Genomic DNA, 23,024 nt, shown 5'->3' with positions numbered 1-23,024 from the left:
TAACTCTATTACACCGGACCTCTCTCTTCATCCTCTTATTTTGGCTAAGGTATTGATTTATATCGCTGGTTTACCTCACCCTCAATCCCTCTCCTTATAAAGGAGAGGGAAGCTAGAGACAGGATAAAGTTTTGCATCTTATTTAATCCATGTTCCTAAAGTCCTTACTACGAAATTATTCACCTCTTAACTTTGCGCTCTTTGCGCCCTTCTCTGACGAGACGCTGCGCGTAGCTTGCTTCCCCGAAGGGGTATGCGGTTCGTTTTCTTAACCCAGCAAAATTAATGGGACAGACCACTAGCTTCTAGAACCAAAGTTTTCAAGAATGAATTAAAGGGAAAATTTCAGAAAGATGGGTTGGGTTACAAAAAAAGTAGGAGTATTCTAGTGTGGAACTTGAAAGCTGGTATTATACTACTCACACTGAGTTGTATAATTGCCACTGGGATAGCAGTATATCTTCTAGGCGGTATTGAACCAGCACAAATCCAAGCGTTGCTGAAATCTTCTGGTGTCTGGGCACCGATTATTTATATTGCTTTGTACGTTGTGGCAACTATGTTAGTTTTGCCCTCAACGGTGCTTAATTTGACTGGAGGTGCGATTTTTGGCCCTTGGCTGGGTACTGTCTGGACTAGTGTTGCAGCAGTTATTGCGGCAGTAATTGCCTTTGTTTTTACTCGGACTATTGGACGGCAAACGGTTGCAAAGCGATTAGCAGGACGCTGGCAAGCGATGGATGCTGAGGTGCGTCGTGGAGGGCTTTTTTATATGTTTGCCATCCGATTAGTACCGATCATGCCTTATGGTTTGGTCAACTTTGTCGCGGGACTGACTTCGATCGGTTTTAAAGATTATGTTCTCGGTACAACACTTGGTACTGTTCCTAGTGTCTTACCTTTTGTACTACTAGGTAGTTCTGGTTTGAAGGCAGTGAATACAGGCGATTTTTTGCCGCTAATACTTGCATTAGGCTTAACTGGAACGCTGGTAGCAGGGTCTACTTGGTATCGCCATCGTCGGACTTTTCCCAAAAAAGCTATAGAAAGTCTTAAAGAATCAGACTCTTCAGATAACATCAATCCGAAGAATAAATAGACTATTTGATTTGGAACTATACTGTGAACCAAAACCTTTTGCGATCGCAAGCACTTTCTTAGCTTGACTATTCAAAAATTAAACAATATTTTTAGATGTTACCAAAGTATTCATTCATTGTTCCAATTTATAACGAAGAAGAAATTATTCCAGAACTATACCGCAGACTGAGTGTAGTCATGAATCGGATGGATGGGCTGGTTGAATTAATTTTAATCAATGATGGTAGCCGCGATCGCTCCCTACAATTACTACGAGAACTTTATGAAAAAGACCCACGCATCTGCTATCTGAGTTTTGCTCGTAACTTTGGTCATCAAATTGCAGTAACTGCCGGTCTTAATTTTGTCCGTGGTCAAGTTATCGTCATCCTTGATGCTGACTTACAAGATCCACCAGAACTAATTCCTGATATGGTTGAAAAATGGCGACAGGGCTATCAGGTCGTCTACGCTCAACGCACTCAACGCCTTAAGGAAGGATGGTTTAAGCGTTTTACCGCCTATTTCTTTTATCGCATCCTCAAAAAGCTTGCAGATGTAGAGATTCCGACTGATACTGGTGATTTTTGTCTACTGGATCGGCAGATTGTAGATATTCTCAATTCTATGCCAGAACGCACCCGTTATATTCGTGGTCTGCGTTCTTGGGTTGGCTTTCAGCAAACAGCAATTCAGTTCGAGCGCAACCCCCGCTTTGCTGGGGAAGTTAAATACACTTTTAGCAAATCCTTAGCCCTTGCCATCAATGGTTTAGTCTCCTTTTCAATAGTACCACTGCGGTTATCAACCTACTTGGGGTTAGTAGCCGCCGCCGCCGCCATCTTCATGGCTTTATTAGTCTTGTATTGGCGGCTTTTTGTCCCCCATTCGCCTTTAACTGGGTTTACGATTATTTTGATGGCAATTTTCTTCCTCGGATCTGTCCAGTTAGTCAGTGTTGGCATCTTAGGCGAATATATAGGGCGGATCTACGAAGAAGTTAAAGCCAGACCCCTCTATACTTTGGCAGAAGTAGCTGGTTTTGATCGCAGATCCTCCAACTCAACGAGCAATTCTGACAAACTAGATAATTTAGAAGATCCTAAAAAGACCTCACCCTAATGGTCTGTCCCATTAGTTACGAGGGGTGAATAAGTTCGTAGTAAGGACTTTAGTCCTGGATTTTTAAGCACTGAAGTGCTTACTACAAACCCATAATATTTAATAGGACAGACCACTAAGAGGCTATTTGAAAAGTTTTAAAGGGTAAAATTTTATGCCAATCTCTTCACACCCTACCCCCTACACTTTTTGAAACTGTACCGCTTCTTTGAAAGTACAGTGTAAAATGTTTCGGCTAGCGAAACATTTTTGCTGCTGCTTCCATTGCCCTATTAATTGCCTCTGCATTCGTTTGTGTTGCTCTGGTCAATGCCGCTAGTTGCGGATCTGTAGAAAAGTTAGTACATACAGCATTTATTAATTGAGCATTTACGGTTCCCGCAGCAGCTTGCATTACCGGAGTTTCAAGCTTTTCATTCTGAATTATTTGCCCTTGGCGATTAGCTTGAAGTAGCCAATTGTATTGAAAAGCATCTGATGCGCAACTTGCAATTACATGTACTCGACTCACTGCTACAACACCTTGAGCATGGTCTATATGTATCCAGAAACTATACGCACCCCCGTTTGTTTGAATACTTCCTCTATCGATAGAAAAAATATCACCTTGCTCTCCTTGAGCTGTAGGTATCCATTGATTTGCAGGCACAGGAATTTGGGCTAAAGCAGGAGCTATTAAAAATGCAGCAGGAGCAAACACAGCGCACGCACCCAAAACAATACTGGAAACAATCTTTTTCATACTAAAAAGCAACGCTTATATATCTAGGCTGCTCCTATTGGTGTATTAATAGCATCAGTAGGCTCTCTAATTTTTTGTGAAGCTTAGGCGATCGCAGAATCTTGATCCGCATCATTCATTGCCGCCCTCAAAATTAAGTACAATAATTAACTTGATACTTACATATTTTCCAGATTTTCAGTATATTTTCTAATTGACATTAGTTCGGTTATCTTAACGTCTCACCGATGGGAGTGTAGGGGTTTAAATATTTCCGGCGATCGCAGTTACTGGAATTGACTTAACCAGGAATTTTGACATATTTCCGCTCCATGAAACAACTACTAGGTCTTGCATTGTACCAAGCTCTATGCAAAGATAATTCTAAGAAAGTACGGTAAGTCGATAGAACTATCGTATTTTTATAACAATTGATGCTGTCAAAATATAGTTGATAACAAAATAGTGTTTTCAATTAATGTTAATTGGCAAATAATCACTTGAATCCAAATCAAGCTTTAGTCAATGTCAGTAGCCATTGATGAACTTTGTACAGCGTAACCAAAAAAACGGCATTAACGATGTCTCACAAGTATCAGTTTACATAGTGTGTGGTTGAGTTTTCCTTAAAAGGAGAGAAGTCTTTACCAAGGAAGTGATTGTAGCATTCAAGATGTTTCTAGGATTCTTTCAATTCTCAGAATTACTAGCTAACTACAAAATTTGGATTGTACATTCAACTACTTAGTATTGGTTTCGGTATTTATTATAAGCTTCTGGTTTGTCAGCAGCAAAAGCCTTATTTAATCTATGTTCTAATCGTTTTTTGTAAACATTAGTTCAATGATTTGTCTTGGCTTTTCTGTCCAATCAAGAGCCAATTTATTCATCTTTAGGGTTGAGGAGTTAAGGAATCATGTCAAATTTTCGCTGGAATTATAGATCCATAGTCTTCCTGCTTTTGTTGCTAGATATTCTCGCTATCCTGGTTTTTTATCCAGCCAAAAGTCAGGCTGAACTACCTAAATCCGATCTATCTACGACTGAAGTACAAGAGAACAAAGCACCAGAAGCAGTTGTCAATCAAACAGTAGACACTTCAATTGCACCAGTCACTCTTAAAAAAGCTCCAAACGATCTCCGAGAGAGAGTAACACCTGTCTCACAATTGTTGCAAGTTGCTCCACCAAATGACAAAAAAGCTCCAAATAATTCTGCGGGACAAGTAACATCCGTCTCGCAACTGTCAGATATTAAGCCGACAGATTGGGCATTTCAAGCATTACAGTCTCTAGTTGAGCGCTACGGTGTAATTGCGGGATATACAGATGCTACATTTAAAGGCGATCGCTCCCTAACGCGCTATGAATTTGCAGCTGGGTTGAATGCAGCTTTAGATCGCCTCAATGAACTAATAGCGACTTCGACAACAGATTTAGTCAAACGCGAAGACTTGGATACCATCAAAAAACTACAAGAACAATTTTCTCCAGAACTGGCTCAACTTCGGGGACGTGTAGATAGCTTAGAAACGCGAACTGCAAAGTTAGAATCAACTCAGTTTACAACCACAACCAAACTTATCGGTCGATCTCAGATTGTCCTTGGCGAAGTTATAACAGGCAATAACGTCGTCACCAAAAGACCAGCACCTCACAATGCCACACTTCAAGGCTCAACTTCTTTACGACTAAACACCAGTTTTAACGGTAAAGATTCACTAGCTATAACAATAGGAGGTGGAAATATTGAATCATTGGGACAAACAAGAGCTGGATTATTAGGAACTTATGAGGGAAGAACTGCTGATAACTCCAGTATTACTTTTGCACGCAATACTATTATTCTCAGTGGTGTTCGCTATCGGTTTCTACCTTTTCCAAATACCCAAGTCAACATTTATCCCTTGTCTGACGGAGCTAGTGAGATAGGTCTTTCTGGTCCGGTTAACCCATATTTTGAATCGTCTTCTGCGACTGGTGCTAATGGGATTTCACGATTTTCACGGCGGTCTTTGGTCTATAACTATGGAGATAGCGGCCCCGGAATTGCCATACTCCAGGGATTAGGTAAACAGGTTCAATTCGGGATAGCATACAGCGCACCAAACGGTAACAATCCCACAACTAATAATGGTTTATTTACAGGTAGATATTTGGCTTTAGCACAGTTAATATACTACTCTGGTAATCGGAATTTTCGGGTGGCTGCGACTTACGTTAATACCTATAGCCCACCAAATACTCTCGGTTTTAGTGGAACAAATTTTGGCCCAGCCGTCGGAAGTAACCTGGTAAACAGTACTGTGCCTGGAGCCGGAACTGTGGGCAATCTTTATGGTCTACAGGCGTTCTATCAAGTTAATCCCAAGCTCGCAATCAATGCGTGGGTAAGTTATGGGGTACACCGCTATTTAGGGCACGGAGATGCTGAAGCTATGGATTGGGCGGTAGGACTGGCATTCCCGGATCTTTTTAGTGAAGGTGCTTTAGGGGGAGTTTTAGTTGGTATGGAGCCAAAACTCACCAGTCTTAGTAAGAATGTAGATTTGGGAGCCGGTGCGGGACAAGCGGACAAAGATACTTCGCTGCACGTTGAGGCATTCTACCAATATAAAATCGGAGATCATATTGAGGTAACACCGGGTTTGATCTGGATTACTGCACCGGATTCTAATGCCAACAATCCTGATAGTTTATTTGCTTGGGTTCGTACTGTCTTTAGGTTTTAACCGAATGGCACGCTTGTAAAGTAGAGACGCGATGAATCGCGTCTCTACAAAATTGCCATTCGGTTTTTTACATAACTTTACGTTTGAATTTGTTTGTTAAGATGCTTGCTTTTTGTCGAAAACTATGAAAAGCTTTGTTATGGTATAAACTACGGTTTATCGATCAAGTTAAAGTATTTGTCAAGACAAATCTAATTGGCAACCTTTCTTAAGGGGTCGCAATTTAAGGCTACTAGTAAGCCGGAAAGTAGATAGGCAAACAGATTTCTAACATATTTTGCAGCATCGATGGGGTGAAGACTTGATGCTTAAGACTTTATCGATCGGGGGGGAATTGTAGATGCTGAAGACGTTAACAACTGATTTTGAACTCGACTTAGAAGCAGATGTGCTTGTGATTGGAGGTGGGACGGCTGGAACTTGGGCGGCGTGGAGTGCTGCATCAAGTGGAGCTAGAGTTATTTTGGTAGATAAAGGATACTGTGGTACGACTGGATGCGCTGCGGCATCTGGAAATGGTGTTTGGTACGTGCCACCCGATCCAGAAGCACGAGAAACAGCGAAGGCGAGTCGGGAATCGTTGGGTGGGTTTTTAGCCGATCGCAATTGGATGGATCGGGTACTGGATCAGACTTATGAAAACGTCAATCAGTTAGCAGAATGGGGTTATCCCTTCCCTACCGACGATGAAGGCAAACCCTACCGGCGATCGCTCCAAGGGCCTGAATATATGCGGTTGATGCGGCGGCAAATTCAACGCGCAGGAGTCAAGATTTTAGACAATAGCCCCGCCTTAGAATTACTGGTAGATGACGATGGTGCTGTTGCTGGTGCAACAGGTGTGAATCGTCAAACTGGGGAGAAATGGCTAGTGCGATCGCACTCCACAATTATCGCAACAGGTGGCTGTGCATTTCTCAGCAAAGCGTTAGGATGCAACGTCTTAACAGGGGATGGTTATCTAATGGCGGCAGAAGCAGGAGCCGAGATGTCGGGTATGGAATTTTCTAATGCTTATGGCATCTCTCCCGCCTTTTCTTCAGTCACCAAAACCCTGTTTTATAATTGGGCAACTTTCACCTACGAAGATGGTACTGAAATTCCGGGGGCAAGTTCTCATAGACGTTCAGTAATTGCTCAAACATTGTTGCAACAACCAGTTTACGCCATCATAGACAAAGCGGCAGAATCGATGCGGCCATCTATGCGTTTAGCACAGCCTAACTTCTTTTTACCCTTTGATCGTGCAGGGATCGATCCATTTACTCAACGTTTCCCAGTGACTCTGCGCTTAGAGGGAACTGTACGCGGTACGGGAGGAATTCGGATTGTCGATGAGAGTTGCGCTAGTTCTGTACGGGGACTTTACGCGGCTGGAGATGCCGCAACACGGGAATTGATTTGTGGCGGATTTACTGGCGGTGGTAGTCACAATGCAGCTTGGGCAATATCTTCTGGCTATTGGTCGGGGAAATCGGCTGCTGAATATAGCCGCAGTTTGGGAGAATACACAACTCAACGCCATGTTAAGGGTGTTGGAGAGGTAGGATTAGAGAGTGGGGGCGTAGCTTGCCGCCGAAGGCATCGCTCCTTAGCGACTGATGAAGTGATTCAGGCAGTCCAAGCCGAAGTATTTCCTTACGAAAAGAACTATTTCCGTACAGAACAAGGTTTAACCGAGTCTTTGGGTAAGCTAAATTATCTTTGGCAAGAACTTCGCAGTAGTCAGGTAACATCAGCGAAAGAGCTTCCCAGGGCGCGAGAAGCGGCGGCGATGGTAGCTACAGCACGATGGATGTACAGCAGTGCCATTGAACGTAAAGAAACTCGTGGGATGCACAAACATCAAGATTATCCAGAACTTGATGCTAATCAGCAACATCATCTGATTAGTGGCGGATTAGATCGGGTTTGGGTGAAGAGTCAGCCGCTAAGTACAAAAAAGCTTTTATCTAAAATAGGAGCAGCAGTGTGATTGAGTTGGTCAGCGAGTCGCGGTGCATAAAATGTAATATCTGCGTGAATGTTTGTCCAACGAATGTGTTTGACAGAATACCTAATGCGCCGCCAACCATTGCTCGACAGAGTGATTGTCAAACCTGTTATATGTGCGAATTATATTGTCCAGTTGATGCCCTTTATGTTGCACCAGAAAGTGATGTGACGGCTTCAGTCAACGAGGCAGAATTGGCAGAAGTTGGGCTACTGGGTAGTTACCGGGAAAATATCGGTTGGGGACACAAACGCACTTCAACAGCAAAAGCCGATCAAACATTTCAAGTTTTGAAGCAGATGAAATAATGCGGCGGAGAAAATAGTCATGCTGGCATTAAAAAAGGTAGGAAGCAAGAAGCAGGAAGCAGAACGTAGTCCTAGAAAAGTTGGGTATTTTGAGTCTAGTGACTGTTTTCAAACTCGAAGATCCCCCCTAACCCCCCTTAAAAAGGGGGGGAAAGAAATTCTTAAAGCACTTCTTTTTAAGGAGGGAAAAGAAATTCTTAAAGCCCTTCTTTTTAAGGAGGGGAAAGAAATTCTTAAAGCCCCCCTTTTTAAGGGGGGTTGGGGGGATCTCCAAAGACAAGGTTGCTTAACAAGAGGTTTGAAAACACGCCCTAGATACCTTATGTCTAGTACGAGATTATCAACATCAGTGGCTTGTGTCCTACTGCTACTAACTACAGCATGTAGCCAAGGCGAAACTAAATCTGCTCAATCCATTGAGGCTGTTAATGTCAACAATGCTGTTGCTGCATCTAATAATATTTCTACCCTGCGAATAGGTTATGTAGGTAATTCAGAACCTACAGGATCGCTTGGTTGGGCAAAGAAAAAGGGAATATTAGAGCGTGAGTTGCAAAAAGCGGGATTTAAAAACGTTACTTTTGCTAGATTTCCTAACGGGCCGGATCTAAATGAGGCGCTTGTTGCCGGACAATTAGATGTTGGCTCTTTAGGCGATACACCAGCCATAGTTTTGAGAGCAAGGGGTCAGCAAACCCGACTGTTGCGGATTAGCCAATTTAATACAACCGCCTGGTTGGTGGCGAAAAAGAATGGTGCGCGATCGCTTGCTGAACTTAAGGGTCAAAAAATAGCTACCCAAAAAGGCTCTTATATGCACCGATACCTGCTGGGTCTATTAGCTGAAGCTAAAATTGCCAAGGATGTAAAAGTTGTTCACTTGATGACTACTGAGGCAAAAGCGGCTTTAGAACGTGGTGATGTAGCAGCTTATGCAACCTCAAGCGATCTGGGGCCTTTTCTGAAATCACAAGGGTTTCCAGTGATTGATTCTTCTGCGAATCATCAGGGTTTGTCAGGGACATCATTAGTTGTCGCAACTGAAAGTTTTTTGGCAAAACAGCCTGATTTTCCCCAGAAATTTAATGCAATTCTCACAGAAGCAGCCAAGGATTTAAAAGCCAATTCTGAAGAATATTATCAGTACCATGCCCAAATTACTAAATATCCTATCGATATTATCAAAGTCTCATTTCCACTCAAACAGGTGTCAGAAGAACCATTACCAGCCGAGGGAGTGAAACTTTTAGAAGGAACAAAGAAATTTTTAGTCTCGCAGGGTTTAGCAAAGTCGGACTTTAAATTAACTGATTGGGCTGTTAAAGAAAAGTAGGGAGAAATCAATTCAAAATTCAAAATTCAAAATTCAAAATTGTTCGTGCAGCGTCTCGTAGAGAAGAAAAAGACTGGGAAAGATGTAGCTTTAACTTCCCGTAGGGTGGGAGATGAGGAGGCAGAAATCAGTAACTTTTCTGAGCAAGAAAAACAAATTTTTGTAATTAAGTCTTTCAAAAGCGCAACTCCCACGCTCAAAGGCGCAACTCCCACGCTCAAAGGCGCAACTCCCACGCTTAAAGGCGCAACTCCCACGCTTAAAGGCGCAACTCCCAGGGTCAAAGGCGCAACTCCCAGGGTCAAAGACGCAACTTCCAGGGTCAAAGACGCAACTTCCACGCTCAAAGGCGCAACTCCCAGGTTTAAAGGTGCAACTCCCAGGTTTAAAGGCTCAACTTTCAAGCTTATAAACTTAGGACTCACGCAATAACTCTCTAAAACTCTCATTCCTTTGTGTCCTTTGCGCCTTTGCGGTTCGTTTTTCCATTATTTGCCGTAAGTCCTGTAAACTTTCTGCTTCCCTCTTGACTAATCCATCTACAAATTCAGGTAAAATATTATGACTATTGCACTAGACCGTCCACAGAAAACCAAGTCTGCTCAAATTCGGGAAAAACTGGGTTATCCAATCATTGACACCGATGTACATACCCAAGAATTTCCCCCAGCATTTTTGGATTATTTAGAACAAGTTGCGGGAAGTGCGATCGCAGAGCGTTTTCAAGAACACTTACCCGGTGCATCTCGTTCTAAATGGTTCAAGCAATCTTGGGATGAACGCCGCGCTAACCGTACCGCCCGCCCTCCTTTTTGGACTCGTCCCACTAACGATCCTCTAAATTTAGCTACGGTTAGTTTGCCAAAGTTGTTGCACGAACGCTTACAAGAAGCTGGGACAGACTTTGCTGTTGTGTACCCCAACTTGGCAACAATGGCTCCACACATCGGTCATGAAGAAATGCGGCGGGCTGTTTGTCGTGCAGCTAACACCTATCATGCTGATATTTTCCGCCCTTATAGCGATCGCTTAACACCCATTGCTTCCATCCCCATGCATACGCCCGAAGAGGCGATCGCAGAATTGGAATATGCGGTGAAAGTGCTGGGACTCAAAGCCATTCAAATCCCCGGACATATCCGCCGCCCAATTCCCGCCTTCGAGAAATATGGCGAAGAAGTAGCCAACGAAGCCATCTGGATTGATACCTTTGGCTTGGATAGTAAGTATGATTACGATCCCTTCTGGGCGAAGTGCGTAGAACTAAAAGTTGTACCCACCACCCACTCTTCCGGTATGGGTTGGATTAATCGGCGTTCCATTAGCAATTACCAATACAACCATATTGGTCACTTTGCATCGGCTGCGGAAGCATTATGTAAATCTTTATTCTTTGGTGGCGTAACTCACCGCTTCCCCACACTCAAGTTTGCTTTCTTAGAAGGAGGTTCTGCTTGGGGTGCTAGTTTGTACACCGATTTAATTTGGCATTGGGACACCCGCAATAAAGATCATTTGGTGGAAAATAACAATCCCGCCAATATCGATCGCGAAGAATTGCTAGAACTCTATACCCGTTACGGTGGCGAATTAGTACATGGTCGTTTGGATCAACTAGGTAGTGGTTTAGGTTTCCACGCCGAGTTAGTAGCGCCCTTAGAACCCGGTGATTTGGATGAATTCGCAGTTGCAGGAGTTACGAAACCAGAAGATATCCGCGATCGCTTTTTGAATCATTTCTACTTTGGGACAGAATCAGATGATACCCGTGTATCTCAAGCTTTTAATCGGAAAGCTAACCCTTATGGCGACCGTATTAAAGCCTTCTTAGGTTCTGATTCTGGTCATTGGGACGTACCTGATATTACTGCGATCGCAGCTAATACCTATTCAATGGTAGAGCGCAAAATTATCACCGAAGAAGATTTGCAATATTTCCTGTCAATTCATCCCTTGGAGTTGTACACCAGCCTGAATCGTGACTTTTTCAAAGGTACGGCTGTGGAGAAAACAGCAGATGAATTTTTGGCTAGCAAAGTTTAGTGATTATTGTTCGTAGTAAGCACTTTAGTGCTGAAGAAAGCGCTGAAGCGCTTACTACATACTCAAATACCAATCTTTTGAATAATTTAGGGTAAACTATCATGACGATCGCTCTTGACCGCCCACAAAAAACTAAGTCTGCTCAAATTCGAGAAAAACTTGGTTATCCGATCATTGACACCGATGTTCATACCCAGGAATTTGAACCAGCAGTATTAGATTATTTAGAGCAAATTGGCGGAACTGAACTTGTCGAACGTTTTAAAGAAAATTTACCAGGATCTTCGCGCTTTAAGTGGTATAAGCAAAGTTGGGAAGAACGTTTTGCTTATCGCACCAATCGCCCGAACTGGTGGGGTCGTCCCACAAAAAATACTTTGAATTTGGCTACCATTAGCTTACCCAAGTTGCTGCATGAGCGCTTGCAAGAAGCAGGTACAGACTTTGCCGTTGTGTACCCCAACTTGGCAACAATGGCTCCAAATATCGGCAACGAAGAAATGCGGCGGGCTGTTTGTCGGGCAGTTAACACTTATCATGCTGATATTTTCCGCCCTTATAGCGATCGCTTAACACCCATCGCCGCCATTCCCCTGCACACTCCCGAAGAAGGGATTGAAGAGTTGGAATATGCGGTGAATGTTCTCGGACTCAAAGCAATTCAAATCCCCGGTTACGTCCGTCGTCCAATTCCCGCCTTTGAAAAATACGGCAAAGAAGTCGCTAACGAAGTAGTTTGGATTGATAACTTTGGCTTAGATAGCCAGTATGATTACGATCCCTTCTGGGCTAAGTGCGTAGAACTAAAAGTTGTACCCACAACTCACGCCTCTAGCCAAGGTTGGACAACTCAGCGCTCCGTCACCAACGCCCAGTACAATCATATTAATCACTTTGCCTTTGCAGCCGAAGCATTATGCAAATCGCTGTTTTTTGGTGGAGTTACCCGCCGCTTCCCGCAATTAAAGTTTGCCTTTTTAGAAGGTGGTTCAGCTTGGGGCGCTAGTCTATACGCCGATATTATTTGGCATTGGGAAACCCGGAACAAACAACACTTGTTATCAAATAACAATCCTGGTATTATCGACAAAGAAGCATTAGTAGAGTTGTATACTCGTTACGGTGGCGAACTTGTAGAAGGACGCTTAGATAAAATTGGTGACGGTTTAGGATTCCACCATCAACTATTAGCACCAGAAGATCCGGGTGAACTCGACGAATTTGAACTAGCAGGAATTGAGAAACCGGAAGATGTGCGCGATCGCTTCTTGAATCATTTCTACTTCGGTACAGAATCAGACGATACCCGTGTCAGCCAAGCCTTTAATCGTGCCGCTAATCCCTTTGGCGATCGCGTTAAAGCCTTCTTAGGTTCCGATTCCGGTCACTGGGATGTACCTGATATCACCGCCGTTACAGCCAACGCCTACGCAATGGCAGAACGCGAAATCATTAGCGAAGAAGATTTGCAATACTTCCTGTCAATTCATCCCTTGGAGTTGTACACCAGTCTAAATCGTGACTTCTTCAAAGGTACAGGTGTTGAGAAGGCGGCGAATGAATTTTTGGCTGCGAAAGAGACGCGATAAATCGCCGTCTCTACAAAGGATTGATTCTGCGTCTTTGCCAATGCCCATCTTTACAACGTTCCATGTTCCATTTCCTCTGTTCACTTGTAGAGTGGGCCTTGCTCACTCTACATTTCTCCTAAATTCTGCATCGAATTAGAAACTGATTGTATTAATTGTGTTTTCCCTAATTACGAATTACGAATTACGAATTACAAAAGATGATTTGATTATGGTGCTAGATATTACAAAACCAAAAGATTACATTGACCTAGCAACTTCTCTATCCAAAGAACTTGCACAATCCGCAGTTGAACGGGATGCTAAAGCCGGAGTTCCCGAAGAAGAAATTAATAAACTGCGTGAAAGTGGACTGCTACCACTGATTGTACCCAAGCAATATGGTGGAATTGGCGCAACTTGGATTGATGCCTTAAAAATTGTCAGAAAACTTTCAAAAGCAGATGGTTCAATTGGTCAATTGTATGGTAATCATCTGAATTTGACAGCTTTAGGTCACGTTTCCGGCACACCAGCCCAAAAGGAAAAATATTATAGAGAAACTGCTAAGAAAAACTTATTTTGGGCAAACGCCATTAATACGCGGGATACGAGACTGAAAATTAATCCAGAAGGCGAGAATTTCCGGGTTAATGGTGTTAAAAGCTTTGGTACAGGAATTTCCGTTGCAGATTATCGGGTATTCTCCGCTTTAGAAGATGGCGTAGAATTGCCCTTCATATTCATAATTCCCAAAGATAGAGAAGGGTTAGTTTCCAATCAAGATTGGGATAATATTGGGCAACGTCGCACAGATAGCGGTAGTTATACATTTAACAATGTTCTAGTAGAAAAAGATGAGATTTTGGGGCCATCAAATCCCCCTGATAGTGCCTTCTCAACTTTTCTTGGCATTATTGCCCAGCTAACAAAAACCAACGTTTATCTGGGAGTTACTAAAGGAGCCTTCGCCGCCGCTCGTGAATATACTAAAACTACTACCAAAGCGTGGATTACATCAGGGGTAGATAGTGCCACTCAAGACCCATATATTCTGCATCATTACGGAGACTTTTGGGTGGAAATTCAAGCTGCGATCGCTCTAGCAGATCGAGCCGCCGAGAAAGTACAAGCAGCCTGGGATAAGGATGCAGCGCTGACTTATCAAGAGAGGGGAGAAGTTGCGATCGCAGTTTCCGCGTCTAAGGCATTAGCTAGCCGTGTAGGTATAGATATTACTAACCGCATCTTTGAAGTTACCGGAACCCGCGCCACAGCAAGCAAATATGGATTTGATCGTTACTGGCGAGATTTGCGAACCTTTACCCTCCACGATCCAGTGGACTACAAATTGCGTGCGATCGGTGATTGGGTACTCAACCAGCAACTACCTGTCATCACTCAATATTCTTAATTTGTCATTTGTCATTTGTCATTGGTTATTCTCCTTTGCTCCTGTGCGCCTACTCGCACTCCCCACTCCCTTTTACCAATCTAAAATCTAAAATCTAAAATCCAAAATCAATATGACTCAACTAAAAACACTTCCTACCTACGACCCAAGTTTATTTGAGGGAGCCGCAGAGGTCTACGCTCAATATAGAACCAAATACCCACCGATTGTATTCGACAAACTAGCCGAAATATTTCATCTCAATGGTCAAGGACGACTCCTCGATTTAGGTACTGGCCCAGGATTAATTTCAATTGCTCTGCGAACCAGATTTGAAGAAGTTGTTGCGATCGATCCCGATCCCGGCATGATTGCAGAAGCCAAACGACAAGCAGCAGCAGTGGGAGCAAATAATATTACTTGGTTACAACAAGGAGCAGAGTTAATCGACTCTAGCTTAGGGAAATTTAAGTTAGCCACAATTGGCAGAGCCTTCCATTGGATGGAACGCGAATTAGTACTTGAACGCCTTGATGAATTGCTTACTGATGATGGTGGATTAGCATTGCTTCAGACCGGTGACAACCCTTGGGAAAGCAATCTACCTTGGAAACAAGCTGCTGTTGGAGTAGTAAAGAAATGGTTAGGTGAAGAACGGCGGACTGGACAACGAGGACAAGGTATTCGTAAGCCAGTAGATCCTCCCCATGAAATGGTCATTGGCAATTCGGCTTTTGCTCGTCAAGAAAGCTATGAACTGCTATTTGAAAAATCTTGGACAGTCGATAGCTATCTCGGCTATTTATACACTACAGCCTTCTCCCTGAAAATTTTCTATGGCGATAACGCCCCAGCATTTGAAAAGGATCTTAGAGAAGCACTACTAGCAGTTGAACCATCTGGACATTTTACAGAAGAACTCAAAGCGACAATCCTAGTTGCTTGGAAGCACTAACAAAATTGAAAACAAGCAAAACAGAGCTTCATTCACAAATTTTAACCTTCCACTAGCACGACCCTGGAGTGGGATTTTCTCACTCCACTTCCTAAATTTTCCCTTTTAACTATTCAATTTTCAGTTCCTCGAGTCGTTGCAGGGTGGGTAATACCCACTCTCTTCCCTAATTTCATCAATAAAGTTTTTAAACTTAGAAACTTATACTATTTCCCTGTGAAGCTGCGCCAAACCTTTCTTTCTTTCTTTCTTTCTTTCTTTCTTTCTTTCTTTCTTTCTTTCTTTCTTTGTGTCCTTTGCGTCCTTCGCGGTTCGTTTCTCTTTCTTATACTTCATACAGAATTGATATTAATAGAATTTTTTTTACCTTATTCCACTGCAATCAATCATCACAGCTTTAACCATTTAGAGGGAAATAAATAAAACAACCCATGCCAGCTTTAAAAGGAAAGTTTGAATTCAGAAAAAACCAGAAAACAACACGTCGTTCCTTGTTGTTTGCTCTGGGCTACTGCTTAATGCTATCGACAGTATTATCGAGTTGTAGTGAAGCAAAAAATAATGCTCAACAGTCAGCAACTTCCCCTGAGTCTGTAGCTTCATCTAGCACTACAGAGAAGTCAACAGAGAAGCAAGTAGTACGGATTGTACGTTCAAAACAACTTACCGCTTTAGCAGTTTTAGAAAAACAGGGTTCCTTAGAAAAGCGATTAGAGCCTCTGGGTTTTAAAGTACAGTGGCCTGAGTTTGCGGCTGGGCCACAACAGCTAGAAGCCCTGAATGCAAATGGACTAGATATCGCATCTACAGCCGAATCGCCTCCTGTATTTTCGCAAGCAGCCGGAGCGCCTCTTGTTTATCTAGCTACTACACGCCCCAGTGGTAAAGCTATTTCACTTTTAGTTCCTGTAAATTCTCCGATTAAAAGTGTTAGTGATTTGAAAGGTAAAAAAGTGGCTTTTCAGAAAGCCTCTATTGGTCACTATTTATTAGTTAAAGCATTAGAAGACGCAGGACTAAAACTGAGCGATGTCCAATCAGTTTTTCTAACGCCGCCAGATGCAAATGCAGCATTTAGTCAGAACAAAGTGGATGCTTGGTATATTTGGGAGCCATTCGCTACCAGAAATGTACAAAATAAAATAGCTCGTGTTTTAGCAGATGGTGGTAAGTTGCGGGATACTGGAAATTTTTACTCAACTTCACGCCAGTTTTATCAGGCTCATTCTGATGTTATTAAAGTGTTTCTAGAGGAACTAGAAAAGGCAGAAATCTGGACTAAGGATCATCCTAAAGAAGTTGCACAATTACTTGCTCCTGTAACTAAGCTAGATCCACCAACTCTAGAAATAATGCATAAGAAATATGATTATGGGCTGCTACCAATCACCGAGAAAACTATTACTAAACAACAGGAAGTTGCAGATAAATGGTACAGCTTAGGACTTATCCCCAAGAAGGTGAATGTTAAAGAGGGGTTTTTGACACCTGAAGAGTACGCCAAAATTACTCCTTCAGAGGTTCTAGCGAATAAGTAATTATCTCAAGAACAGACTAAAACACAGGAGAATTTTATGCCTACCTCGACTTTAACAGAAGTTAAAATTAGGTCTATTGATGCCCCTTTAGGAGCCATAGTTACCGATCTTGATGCCAGTCAAGCGATCGCACCTGAAGTTATACTACAACTTAAGGAAGCTTTGCGCGATCGCCACATCTTAATCTTCAAAGACCAAAAGCTCTCTGATGAACAGCTTTTGAACTTTTCTTTATACTTTGGCGGACTGTTTGTACCATCTGATGAAACTCCAGTCTTAGCTTCTAAACCGGGAGAAACCCCGGTGGTGATTCCGATTTCTAACCTCGATGGTGGCTATACTGGTGCTGGAGAATTAACTTTCCATTCTGACCACAAATGGACTCCTACACCATCTAGTGGTTCGCTTCTTTATGCTTTGGAAATACCAACTCATGGTGGAGATACTTATTGGTTAAATACCAATTTGGCATATCAAGCGTTAGATGAAGCCACCAAAGAACGGATTGCAGATTTACAATTAATTACCTATAACCCATTTTTGCAAGACCGGAATGCACCCCGCCCTTTATATCGTTTAGACAAAAGTATTCCTTTAATCAGTCCGATTTTTCCCCATCCTTTAGTCAGGACACATCCAGAGAGTGGTAAAAAGCATCTTTACTTGGATGTTGCTACAGAAGTAGAAATTGTTGGCTTAGAGCCAGAAGAAGGATCTAAACTAATTGAACAGTTGAGGCAACATCTAAATCAACCCAAGTTCTACTACCAACACAAATGGTCAGTAGGTGATATTGTCTACTGGGATAATCAAGCTACATTACATTACCGTCAAGCATTCGATCCCAATGAGCGACGAGTATTAAAGCGAGTTAGCCTTGCTGGTAGTCGTCCTTTTTAGAATTTATAGCTCAGAAGATTAAGCTAATGAGCGTTTAGACTATACATTTTATTGGTCAAGAGTCAAGATTTCTTCTAGACTTTTGACCAATAAAACTTGTCTAAATATTATACTCCCTGCTTGTAAATAAAAATACTAAAAAAATATTTTTTGTTTAAAACAAGTGTTAATGAATACTTTATTTTAAAACTAAAATTGATACACTCTAGACTGAAATTGATAGTTGCTAGCACTCATTAAAAACGCTACAACAGAAATTATTAAATTTAACTAGAATAACCATTATGGCACTTTTCAAATCTTTGCAAAGGCTCAATTTGTCTGGAAATAAACCGCTACAATCACAAATCAAAAATGCCAAGACTATATCTGAGCATAGCTTAAATACTAAAACTATAAGAGTAGAATATAAAATTGCTCCTAAACATATATCTTTATTAATCGCTGCTTGCACTCTCACCATACCAATGAGCATAGTTGGTTGTAGCCAAGAAACTAAAAATACTCAAAACGAACTATCCCGAACTAGTACACAATCTCAAACTAAAACAGTTTCTAATACTCAGCAAAAGCAAGAGCTACGAGTTGTTTATTCTAAGCTTGGTTCTCTTGCAGTGATGAGAAAGCAAGGAACTCTAGAAAAAAGTTTGGCAGCAAAGAATTTTACTGTAAAGTGGCAAGAGTTTGCTGCTGGCCCACAAGCTTTAGAAGCGTTAAATGCTGGTTCCCTTGATATCGCAGCCACAGCCGAGTCACCACCTATATTTGCTCAAGCCGCAGGTACACCTCTTGTGTATATTGCAACGACCAAATTTAATGGTAGAGGAGTTTCTTTTTTAGTACCAAAAAACTCTCCGATTAAAAGTGTTGCTGATTTTAAGGGCAAAAAAATTTCCTTTCAAAAAGCCTCTATTGCTCACTATGTTTTGCTAAAAGCTTTGCAAAAAGAGGGACTAAAACTGAGTGATGTAAAATCTCTTTTTCTCCCACCTCCTGATGCAAATGTGGCTTTTAGTCAGGGGGGAATTGACGTTTGGGTAATTTGGGAACCTTACATTACCAGAAATGTCCAAGCAAATCTTGGTCGTGTATTAATGGATGGACAAGGACTTCAGGATATTGGTAGCTTTTATACTACCTCACGTAAATTTGCCAAAGAGCATCCTGAGATTATCAAAGTTTTTCTAGAAGAGTTTATCAAAGCTGAAGATTGGTCGCAGAAAAATATTGATAAGTTGGCAGAACTTGAGAGTGGTGATGTTGGTATTGATGTACCTACTCTCAAAACAATTCATAATAAAGCTGTATATGGTCTGCTACCTATCACCGATGAAGTTGTTAACAAACAACAAAAAATAGCTGATTTATGGTATGCACAAGGACTTTTACCAAAAAAGGTTAATGTCAAAGATGGAGTACTTACTCCAGAAGAATATGCAGCATTCACACCTGATTCAATTAAATCTAATAAGTAATTGAAGAAGAAGTCAGAATTCAGGAGTGGAGCTTGAAACATTTCCGTTAGCTTGGGTCAGAATCAAGACATCATTCGTATAAAATTCATTCTGTAAGTTGCTTTTTGACTCCTGAATTCTGTTTCAGTAATTTTAATCAACTTTAAAAAATCAAAAAATTTAAGTTGTTAGCTAATGTTTTTGTATCAGTAGTTAGTCAAAATTTGAGGTGCAAAAGTGTTTAATAATTTCGGTAAAACTCAGACAATAGCAATCAGCAAAATCGCCTTATTTATCATACCTGGCTTTGTAGCTTTATCTACTACTTTAATCGGTTGTACATCAACTGTATCTAATACAAATACACAAACTGATGCTAAAGCCGAACCAGTAGGAGCAAAGACTATAACTTTTAAAACAAAGGTACTGCGAATAGGGTATCAAAGCTCTGGTGATTTAGTGAGAGTCACAGGGGTTTTAGAAAAACGTTTGGAGCCTTTGGGCTTGAAAGTAGAGTGGTCACAATTTGCTCAAGGTCCGCAACTTATGGAAGCGATGAATGTGGGCAAAATTGATGTTGGCTCTGTTGGAGAAACGCCTCCGATCTTTGCCCAAGCTGCGGGTGCAAAAATCATCTATCTGGCTGGGAGAAGACTTGGCCCTAATTCAGGTAAAGGTAGTGCGATCGCAGTTCCGAAAAATTCTCCAATTAAAACGTTAGCTCAAATTAAAGGTCAAAAAGTAGTTTTTCAAAAAGGTTCTGCTTCTCACTATTTTATCATCCAAGCCTTAAAAGAAGTAGGTTTAAAATATAGTGATATTCAAGTTTTGAGTATGCCCAATATCGAAGCCCGTGGTGCATTTATTCAGGGTACTATTCCAGTTTGGGTAACTGGCGATCCTCATTTAGCTTTGGTAGAAAAACTCCACGGTGCGCGTGTGTTGCGAGATGCGACAAATATCGGTACTCCAGGCGGATACTATGTAGGAACGCGAGAATTTGCTCAGGAAAATCCTGAATTAGTTCGCATCATTTTAGAAGAAATTGATAAAAATGGTCAATGGGCAGAAGCGAATCGTAAAGAAGTAGCCAAACTCATAGCACCTGTACTCAAAATTGATTTACCCATTCAGGAAATAATTTCTAGCCGTGCTACTTATCGCTTAAGAGGAATTACTCCAGAACTAATGCAAGCCCAGCAAAATGTTGCTGATTTGTTCTATAACGAAAAAATCTTACCCAAAAAGATTGATGTTAAAGAAGCATTGCTCACGCCTAAAGAATATGCAACTATTACTCCACCAACACTGATAAGTGAAAAGTAGAGAATAACCAGATATGAAGTTTGTTTTTTTAAACAAACTAGAATACCAATTTACTAAATGAAAAAGGAGATTTGTTAAATTAGTCAAATCTCAATTCTTTATCATTAACAAGTTTAGGGGTTTAAGTCCCCCGGTTCAAAAAATAAGCAAGTTTTGGGTCGGGGTCTAAATCCCCGGACGCTCTCTACGAGACGCTAAAAGCGAACGCAGACTCGCTAACACAAAACTTACTTGCGACTTGCGACTTGTTTTAATTGGTGTTCTAGGAGGTTTAAATAACAACTTCCTATTATCTTACTTGCTGCAAGAAAGTAAGACTGACAACCTAAAACTTACAAGGAAAATCACAACTGATGAACAAGTTATTTCAACCACAACGCCGTACAGTCTTAAAGCGTATTGTCCAATATTCTGCATTGGGACTGTTTACTTTATTATCTCCCTTGGCTGGTAGCGTTATGCAAAGCACTCAAGCGCTGCCAAATCCCAAAGTAATTAACTTGGGATATCAAAGTTCTGGTGATATTGTCAAGTCTAAAAAAGCTGTTGAGCCAATTTTCAAAGCATTGGGTGTAACTGTGAATTGGGTTGGGCCATTTGCAGCAGGGCCGCAATTGATAGCGGCGCTGAATAAAGGCCAGGTGGATATCGGTACTGTCGGAGAGACACCTCCAATATTTGACCAAGCCGCACGCCCAGGCTTCATCCCTGAAGTTGTCTATCTTACTGGACGCACACCCAGCGATGGTACAAACCAAGGTATTGTGGTCAAAGCTAATTCTCCCATTAAGAAAGTAGCGGATCTTAGAGGTAAGAAAATTGCTTTTCAGGTAGGTTCCAATGCACAGTATTTACTAGCAAAAGCTTTGAAAGAGGTAGGGTTAAAAATTAGCGATATCCAAATCGTTGCTTTGACTCCAACTCAAGCCCGCGATGCCTTTATTCAAGACAAAGCTGATGCGTGGGTGGGTGGCGATCCCCTTTTAGCTGCTGTGGAAAATACTACCCCGATTCGAGTTCTGAGAAATGCAGCCGGAATTAACATTCTCAACGGATTTTATATTGGCAGACGTGGATTTGTCACCCAAAATCCGCAATTGGTGCGAGTCTTTTTACAAGAAGCAGAGAAGGTAGGAGAAGCGGCTGAAAAAAACCCAAGCGATTATGCCAAAATTTTAGTTGATGAGCAGAAATTAGCTCCAGCAGTTGCTCTAAAGGTGGCAAGCCGTCGTACTTATAAATTGAAAAAAATTACACCTGCGATCGTTGCCCTACAGCAGAGCGTTGCTGATTTCTATTTTGATGAAAAAGTCATCTCGCGTAGGATAGATATCAAACAAGGGATTCTTTCTGATCTACAATATAAAGCGATCGTACCTGATAATATCAAGTAACGATTTGTCATTTGTCATTTGTCATTTGTAGTTGATTCAGCTATTAACTTGGCTAGCTATTAGAGTGTAGCGCAAGTTTGCCTAACTTTAACAAGGGGCTTAACAAGTTGCTCAACTAACTTGTTAAGCCTATTGTCTGGTTAAGTAAAAACAAGGAAGGAACAAGCGATCGCAAATCTTCTTACAGACATGATTTGGAACTGACAATTAGGGTATCAAGTAACGATGAACAGGTAGAGGCAGGTTTATTCAGCGATTAAGTTGGCGATCGCATCTACTAACTCGCTTGGCTCTACTGGTTTGGAAATATGCTTGGTGAATCCAGCTTTTAGTACCTGTTGGGCGTTCATTTCTCCAGCATAGGCGGTAAGTGCGTAGTTTACCGCCGTAGGCATCGCTCGAATTTGCCCTCCTTGCTCTGCTGGTAGTGTTCTCAAGTGTCGCATGAACATACACCCATCCACTTCCGGCATCCCAATATCGCTTAAAAGGATATCTGGCAAGGATTGGGCTAAATTGGCTAGGGCTTCATTTGCTGATGTTACTGCTGTCACATTTGCCCCATATTGCTCTAATAAAAAGGCAATAAATTCTCGCGTATCTGTATCATCATCCACTACTAAAATTTTGACACCATTCTGAGATTGCTGTGCTTATTTGTAGAGTCGGGCATTATCAACTGCGATCGCTCGCTGTTCCTCTTCTACCTGCTTGCGCTTAGTAATATCTCGTGAAGACGCTTGCATCTCTAAAATTTCTTGAGTTTGGCGATCGCGGATAGCTCGAACAGTTGCTTCCAACCAGATATAATGTCCCTTTTGGTGAACGCTAGCGTGCTTCACTATCGCGTAGCGCAGCTTGCTGTTCGCTCAAATATTTCTGCAAATCAGTAACCTCTTGAGCTTTCAGGTTTTCTCTCACTCATTGTAAATCTGCTTTTACTTTTTTAGGACTTAGTAAAGTTAAGGCAGAAGTTCTTACAGGGAAGGCGGAAGTTGCTACAGACTGCGCGAAACACTGAAACGTCTTGGCGGAAGCTCTTACAGAGTGCGCGGAACACGGAAACGTCTTGGCGGAAGCTGCTACAGAGTGCGCGGAACACGGAAACGTCTTGGCGGAAGCTCTTACAGGGAAGGCGGAAGCTGCTACAGACTGCGCGAAACAC

The 23,024-nt window shown here is 41.9% G+C and carries 19 protein-coding genes; 16 read left to right on the top strand and 3 right to left on the bottom strand.

Annotated features, from left to right (window positions below):
* Positions 1 to 388: 388 nt before the first annotated feature.
* A complete protein-coding gene (locus HWQ37_RS02020; protein WP_292743119.1) occupies positions 389 to 1,099 on the top strand; it encodes a TVP38/TMEM64 family protein in 711 nt (236 codons plus the stop codon).
* A gap of 95 nt (positions 1,100 to 1,194) precedes the next feature.
* Complete coding sequence (locus HWQ37_RS02015) at positions 1,195 to 2,202, top strand: glycosyltransferase family 2 protein (protein WP_292743116.1); 1,008 nt, start codon at positions 1,195 to 1,197, stop codon at positions 2,200 to 2,202.
* 235 nt (positions 2,203 to 2,437) lie between these two features.
* Here HWQ37_RS02015 and HWQ37_RS02010 read toward each other — a convergent pair whose 3' ends face one another.
* On the bottom strand, positions 2,438 to 2,944 hold the full coding sequence (locus HWQ37_RS02010; protein WP_292743114.1) for a hypothetical protein: 507 nt from the start codon (positions 2,942 to 2,944) through the stop codon (positions 2,438 to 2,440).
* An 895-nt stretch (positions 2,945 to 3,839) separates the two neighbouring features.
* Between HWQ37_RS02010 and HWQ37_RS02005 the strand changes: the two genes are divergently transcribed.
* The 14 genes from HWQ37_RS02005 to HWQ37_RS01940 all read left to right on the top strand — a co-directional run bounded on the left by HWQ37_RS02005 (position 3,840) and on the right by HWQ37_RS01940 (position 21,859).
* A complete protein-coding gene (locus tag HWQ37_RS02005; RefSeq protein WP_292743112.1) occupies positions 3,840 to 5,654 on the top strand; it encodes an iron uptake porin in 1,815 nt (604 codons plus the stop codon).
* A 340-nt stretch (positions 5,655 to 5,994) separates the two neighbouring features.
* Entirely contained in the window at positions 5,995 to 7,629 is a 1,635-nt protein-coding gene (locus HWQ37_RS02000; RefSeq protein ID WP_292743110.1) for an FAD-dependent oxidoreductase, read from the top strand.
* Positions 7,626 to 7,955, top strand: a complete 330-nt coding sequence (locus HWQ37_RS01995; protein WP_292743108.1) for a 4Fe-4S dicluster domain-containing protein — start codon at positions 7,626 to 7,628, stop codon at positions 7,953 to 7,955. Before HWQ37_RS02000 ends, HWQ37_RS01995 begins: the two co-directional genes overlap by 4 nt.
* A 322-nt stretch (positions 7,956 to 8,277) precedes the next feature.
* Complete coding sequence (locus tag HWQ37_RS01990; RefSeq protein WP_292743106.1) at positions 8,278 to 9,288, top strand: ABC transporter substrate-binding protein; 1,011 nt, start codon at positions 8,278 to 8,280, stop codon at positions 9,286 to 9,288.
* A 45-nt stretch (positions 9,289 to 9,333) separates the two neighbouring features.
* The gene (locus HWQ37_RS01985; RefSeq protein WP_292743104.1) at positions 9,334 to 9,720 is read left to right on the top strand and encodes a ribosomal eL19 family protein; all 387 of its coding nucleotides are present in this window, start codon (positions 9,334 to 9,336) and stop codon (positions 9,718 to 9,720) included.
* Positions 9,721 to 9,849: 129 nt separating this feature from the next.
* A complete protein-coding gene (locus tag HWQ37_RS01980; protein WP_292743102.1) occupies positions 9,850 to 11,331 on the top strand; it encodes an amidohydrolase family protein in 1,482 nt (493 codons plus the stop codon).
* Between the two features lie 101 nt (positions 11,332 to 11,432).
* Positions 11,433 to 12,920, top strand: coding sequence for an amidohydrolase family protein (locus HWQ37_RS01975; protein ID WP_292743100.1), 1,488 nt, complete (start codon positions 11,433 to 11,435; stop codon positions 12,918 to 12,920).
* 157 nt (positions 12,921 to 13,077) lie between these two features.
* Entirely contained in the window at positions 13,078 to 14,313 is a 1,236-nt protein-coding gene (locus HWQ37_RS01970; RefSeq protein ID WP_292743098.1) for an acyl-CoA dehydrogenase family protein, read from the top strand.
* A 112-nt stretch (positions 14,314 to 14,425) separates the two neighbouring features.
* The gene (locus HWQ37_RS01965; protein ID WP_292743096.1) at positions 14,426 to 15,247 is read left to right on the top strand and encodes a class I SAM-dependent methyltransferase; all 822 of its coding nucleotides are present in this window, start codon (positions 14,426 to 14,428) and stop codon (positions 15,245 to 15,247) included.
* 431 nt (positions 15,248 to 15,678) lie between these two features.
* Positions 15,679 to 16,785, top strand: a complete 1,107-nt coding sequence (locus HWQ37_RS01960; protein ID WP_292743094.1) for an aliphatic sulfonate ABC transporter substrate-binding protein — start codon at positions 15,679 to 15,681, stop codon at positions 16,783 to 16,785.
* Between the two features lie 36 nt (positions 16,786 to 16,821).
* On the top strand, positions 16,822 to 17,685 hold the full coding sequence (locus HWQ37_RS01955; protein ID WP_292743092.1) for a TauD/TfdA dioxygenase family protein: 864 nt from the start codon (positions 16,822 to 16,824) through the stop codon (positions 17,683 to 17,685).
* 284 nt (positions 17,686 to 17,969) lie between these two features.
* Positions 17,970 to 19,160, top strand: coding sequence for an aliphatic sulfonate ABC transporter substrate-binding protein (locus tag HWQ37_RS01950; RefSeq protein WP_292743090.1), 1,191 nt, complete (start codon positions 17,970 to 17,972; stop codon positions 19,158 to 19,160).
* Between the two features lie 216 nt (positions 19,161 to 19,376).
* Positions 19,377 to 20,465, top strand: a complete 1,089-nt coding sequence (locus tag HWQ37_RS01945) for a sulfonate ABC transporter substrate-binding protein (RefSeq protein WP_292743088.1) — start codon at positions 19,377 to 19,379, stop codon at positions 20,463 to 20,465.
* Between the two features lie 353 nt (positions 20,466 to 20,818).
* Positions 20,819 to 21,859, top strand: a complete 1,041-nt coding sequence (locus tag HWQ37_RS01940; protein WP_292743086.1) for an aliphatic sulfonate ABC transporter substrate-binding protein — start codon at positions 20,819 to 20,821, stop codon at positions 21,857 to 21,859.
* 245 nt (positions 21,860 to 22,104) lie between these two features.
* On the opposite strand, the gene HWQ37_RS01935 is transcribed toward HWQ37_RS01940, so the two are convergent.
* Both HWQ37_RS01935 and HWQ37_RS01930 read right to left on the bottom strand, forming a co-directional pair.
* Positions 22,105 to 22,476 (bottom strand): response regulator, encoded by a 372-nt coding sequence (locus tag HWQ37_RS01935; protein ID WP_363318083.1) that lies wholly within the window; start codon positions 22,474 to 22,476, stop codon positions 22,105 to 22,107.
* Between the two features lie 36 nt (positions 22,477 to 22,512).
* A complete protein-coding gene (locus HWQ37_RS01930; protein WP_292743084.1) occupies positions 22,513 to 22,701 on the bottom strand; it encodes a PAS domain S-box protein in 189 nt (62 codons plus the stop codon).
* Positions 22,702 to 23,024: the final 323 nt, after the last annotated feature.

Source organism: Nostoc sp. NMS4 (assembly GCF_017115095.1).
In the GTDB taxonomy this organism is placed as follows: Bacteria; Cyanobacteriota; Cyanobacteriia; order Cyanobacteriales; family Nostocaceae; genus Nostoc.
The sequence above is the reverse complement of the archived record's forward strand: the minus strand, read 5'-3'. Positions and strand labels throughout refer to the sequence as shown.